This is a genomic window from Mesorhizobium intechi, from assembly GCF_002879535.1.
Taxonomy (GTDB): Bacteria; Pseudomonadota; Alphaproteobacteria; order Rhizobiales; family Rhizobiaceae; genus Mesorhizobium; species Mesorhizobium intechi.
In genome coordinates this window covers 1-3,673 of record NZ_PNOT02000224.1, presented here as the reverse complement: position 1 = coordinate 3,673, position 3,673 = coordinate 1, and the positions used below count along the sequence as shown (strand labels likewise).

Sequence of the window (3,673 nt, the reverse complement as noted above, 5' to 3'; positions counted from 1 at the left end):
CCCTTGAGCTCGCTCTTTTTCGTCTCGCCGCGCTTGGCGGAGAGCGCTGCGCCGGCGGCTTTCTGCTGGGCTTTCGAGGTGGCTGGCATGACGGTTCTCCTTTGGCATCAGGCAGGGAAACGCCGCTCTTCGGCCGTGGTTCCAGTGCCGGTGGCCCCGTTTCTCGTCCCATCGCCGCCGGTCAGGCAGCCAGCTTTGGCGAATTCGTCGGCAGCCTTCCCGTGTCCCAAACCCTGGTGTAGGACGACTGAATGAAGTCTCTCACAGACCCTTCACAAGCTCTCTCCACCGGCCTGGCGAAAATCCGCACCGAATTCCACGTGCCGGATGGATTTGCGGCGGACGCAATGGCCGCGGCGGAGGCGGCGGCCAGACGTGTGCCGAACCATCATGCCGATCGAACGGGCATGCCCTTCGTCACGCTCGATCCGGCGACCTCCACCGATCTTGACCAGGCTTTCTGGATCGAGGCAAGCGGCGGCGATCTTCTGTTGTATTATGCCATTGCCGACGTTGCATGGTTCGTCGAGGACGGCGACGCGCTGGATCGCGAAGCCTGGACGCGAGGCGAGACGTTGTACCTGCCGGACGGTAAGGCCGGGCTCTATCCGCCGGCAATCGCCGAGGGTGCGGCGAGCCTGTTGCCGGACGGACCACGTCCAGCCGCCATCTTCACCGTTCGGGTCGCTGGGGATGGTGCGGTGAAGTTGGATGGCGCGGAGCGGGCAATCATCCAAAGCCGCGCGAAGCTCGCCTATGACAGCGTAAAGGCCTCCGACGTTCCGGCCGGCTTCGCCGAAATGGCGCGGCGCATGGCGGCAAATGAAGAGCGGCGCGACGCTTCCCGCGTCGACCCGCCCGAGCAGGAGGTGGAAAGGCTTGCCGATGGCAGCTTCCGGCTTTCGTTCAGACCGCTGCTGCAATCCGAGCAGGACAATGCCGCGCTTTCACTGGCCGCCAACATGGCGATCGCCGACGCCATGCTGGCGCACAAGACCGGGCTGTTCCGGGTGATGTCTGGGCCGGACGCCTCCAAGGTGCAGGGATTGCGCAACGCGGCACAGGCGCTCGGTCTGTTCTGGCCGGCCTCAACCAATCTGCGCGACTACCAGCGCACGCTCGATCCGGCTGATCCGAAACAGGCGGCGTTGATGCTGGAAATCCGCCGCGCAGGCAACGGCGCGTCCTACCAGCCCTACCATGAAGGTGTCGTCCCCTGGCACGAGGCGATGGCCGCAACCTATGCCCACGCCACCGCGCCACTGAGGCGACTGGCCGATCGCTATGTCGTGCGCTGCGCGCTGGCTATCGCCAACGGCCAGCAAGTGCCGCAGGCGGTCACCGATGCGTTCGCCGGACTGCCGAAGGTGATGGGACGTGCGGATGCCCGCGCTTCGCAGATCAACCACGCAGCCATCGACCTTGCCGAGGCGGTGATGCTGAGGGGACGCGAAGGGGAAACGTTCAAAGCCGTCGTCACCGACTTCGTCGACCATGGCGTGCGCGTCCAGCTTGCCGACATGCCTGTCGTTGCCACCGTAAAGGCCTCCGGTCTCAGGCAGGGCGACGGTGTGACGCTAAAGCTGGCCTCGGCCGATCCGGATCAACGCAGCATCGTCTTCGAACCGGTTTGAGCGACTGGCGTTCCGCCGCTTTGGCTCGCTTTTATGAATGTCGCCGCGCCAGGGCGGATGTCACTTTGGGCGACATGCATTAGCGCACGGACAGTCCAAAGCCCTGCATCAGTCGGCCGACGGCGAAATCCGCCTTGCCTGACGTAAAGACGGCGATGTCGGGCTCGCCTTGCAGCACCCCACCGTCGACGGGCGGCAAGAGCGAAAGGGCACGCCTCGCGATCGCTTCGGCCGGATCGATCCAGTCGACCGGCCATGGCGCGGTCTTGCGCATGCGGTTGACCAGGAACGGATAGTGCGTGCACGCCAGCACGACGATGTCGGTCCTAAGCCCCTCCTGTTCCATGAAACAGGGCGCGATCTCGGCGCGCACGGCTTCCTCGTCGACGAAACCCTCGCGCATATAGGCTTCGGCAAGGCCCGCCAGCCTGTCGCTGCCAACCAGGCGGACATGGCATTTCTGCGCCCATTTGCTGATCAGGTCGCGCGTGTATTGTCGCTTCACCGTGCCCGGCGTTGCCAGCACGGAGACCAGACCGGAGCGGGTACGCTCCGCCGCCGGCTTGACCGCCGGCACGGTGCCGACGAAGGGATGCCCCGGAAATCTGTCGCGCAGCGCATCGATCACCAGCGTCGAGGCTGTGTTGCAGGCGATGACGGAAATGGAAGGCGCAAACCGGTCGAGCAATTTGGCGAAGAGTTCGAGTATGTGGGTGCGCAGTGCCGGTTCTTCCCAGGCGCCGAAAGGAAAGGCCGCATCGTCCGCGACATAGACGAAGCGCCGGTCCGGCATCAGCACGCGCGCCTCGCGCAGCACGGTCAGCCCGCCGACGCCGGAATCGAACATCAGGATCGGCTGGTCAGTCATTGTCGGTTCCCTTGCCGCCCAGCGGCGGCGCGTCCTCGTCGTCACCCACAGGCTTGTGCACCTGGCGATCCGCCTCTGCCTTGCCGGCGCGCGCCGCGGCCGGAAGGCGCCTTGGATCATCGCCCGGCGAGCCGTCGCCGCGCGGCATTGCCGGCGAAAACCTGTCGAGCGAGGAGATGATGCCCCGCAGCACCTTCAGTTCCGGCTCGGCAAAGCCGGCGCGCGTCAGCACGGCGCGCAGGTTGTCGACCATCTTGGGCTTCTTCGGCGCCGGCCGGAAATAGCCGCGCGCTTCCAATGCGCCTTCGAGGTAGGCGAAAAGGCCGTGCAGTTCTTCCTTGCTGGCCGGCTTCATCTCCGGCCCGGTGAAATTGGTCTTGGTCTCGTCCTCGAGGCCAGACTTCATCCACTCATAGGACATCAGCAGCGCGGCCTGGGCGATGTTGAGCGAGGAGAAATCGGGATCGACGGGAAAGGTGACGATCTCGTCGGCGAGCCCGACCTCGTCATTGTAGAGGCCGAAGCGCTCGCGGCCGAAGAGGATGCCGGTGCGCTGCCCAACGCCATGGCGGGCGCGCAACACCCTGCCCGCTTCCACCGGCCCGCGCACCGCCTTGAAGCCGTCGCGCTGCCTGGCGGTCGTGGCGAAAACGAAATTCAGGTCGGCAAGCGCCGAGGCCAGATCGTCGAACACCTTCACGGCGTCGATGACATGGTCGGCACGGCTTGCGGCCGCGCGCGCCTTCTCGCTCGGCCAGCCGTCGCGCGGATTGACCAGACGCAGTTCCGACAGGCCGAAATTGGCCATGGCGCGCGCGACCATGCCGATGTTCTCGCCCAGCTGCGGCTCGACGAGGATGATCGCCGGACCGCCGGGGCCACGCTGAAAGTCTGTTCCGGTCATGTGTTCCAGATGATTGCGCTACGAGGTCACCGCGTCCTGCCATATCGATACGGCTTTTTGAAGAGTTGTCGGTGACCTGGCGACAAATAGCCTTGTCTCGCCACCCCAGCGTTTGCGCGAAAATCCAAATTCGCTCCACTGGCGGGCTGGAGCAAATGGTCAAGCACCCGTACAAGCAGACGAGTCACCTGCGCCGTCTTCTCAAGAGATGGTCGAGACGTGGGCATCGCGGCCGCCGTGGCAATGACAAGCTATCCAACCCTATAC

4 protein-coding genes are annotated in these 3,673 nt (G+C 65.0%); 1 reads left to right on the top strand and 3 read right to left on the bottom strand.

The annotated features are described in order from the left end of the window. Positions 1-89, bottom strand: an 89-nt coding sequence (locus C1D09_RS19630) for a DUF3008 family protein (RefSeq protein ID WP_143975874.1), incomplete at its 3' end; no start/stop codon positions are given. Positions 90-251: 162 nt separating this feature from the next. Here C1D09_RS19630 and C1D09_RS19625 point away from each other — a divergent pair. Further along, the gene (locus C1D09_RS19625) at positions 252-1,634 is read left to right on the top strand and encodes an RNB domain-containing ribonuclease (RefSeq protein ID WP_143975873.1); all 1,383 of its coding nucleotides are present in this window, start codon (positions 252-254) and stop codon (positions 1,632-1,634) included. A 79-nt stretch (positions 1,635-1,713) separates the two neighbouring features. On the opposite strand, the gene murI is transcribed toward C1D09_RS19625, so the two are convergent. Both murI and C1D09_RS19615 read right to left on the bottom strand, forming a co-directional pair. After that, a complete protein-coding gene (murI, locus tag C1D09_RS19620) occupies positions 1,714-2,502 on the bottom strand; it encodes a glutamate racemase (RefSeq protein WP_143975872.1) in 789 nt (262 codons plus the stop codon). Further along, entirely contained in the window at positions 2,495-3,406 is a 912-nt protein-coding gene (locus tag C1D09_RS19615; RefSeq protein ID WP_143975871.1) for an RNA methyltransferase, read from the bottom strand. The genes murI and C1D09_RS19615 overlap by 8 nt, the downstream gene beginning before the upstream one ends. Between the last annotated feature and the right edge of the window lie 267 nt (positions 3,407-3,673).

Excerpts from the sequence above, each read along its gene's own strand:
- C1D09_RS19615 (WP_143975871.1), bottom strand. The coding sequence starts at position 3,406 with ATGACCGGAACAGACTTTCAGCGTGGCCCCGGCGGTCCGGCGATCATC.
- murI (WP_143975872.1), bottom strand. The coding sequence starts at position 2,502 with ATGACTGACCAGCCGATCCTGATGTTCGATTCCGGCGTCGGCGGGCTG.
- C1D09_RS19625 (WP_143975873.1), top strand. The coding sequence starts at position 252 with ATGAAGTCTCTCACAGACCCTTCACAAGCTCTCTCCACCGGCCTGGCG.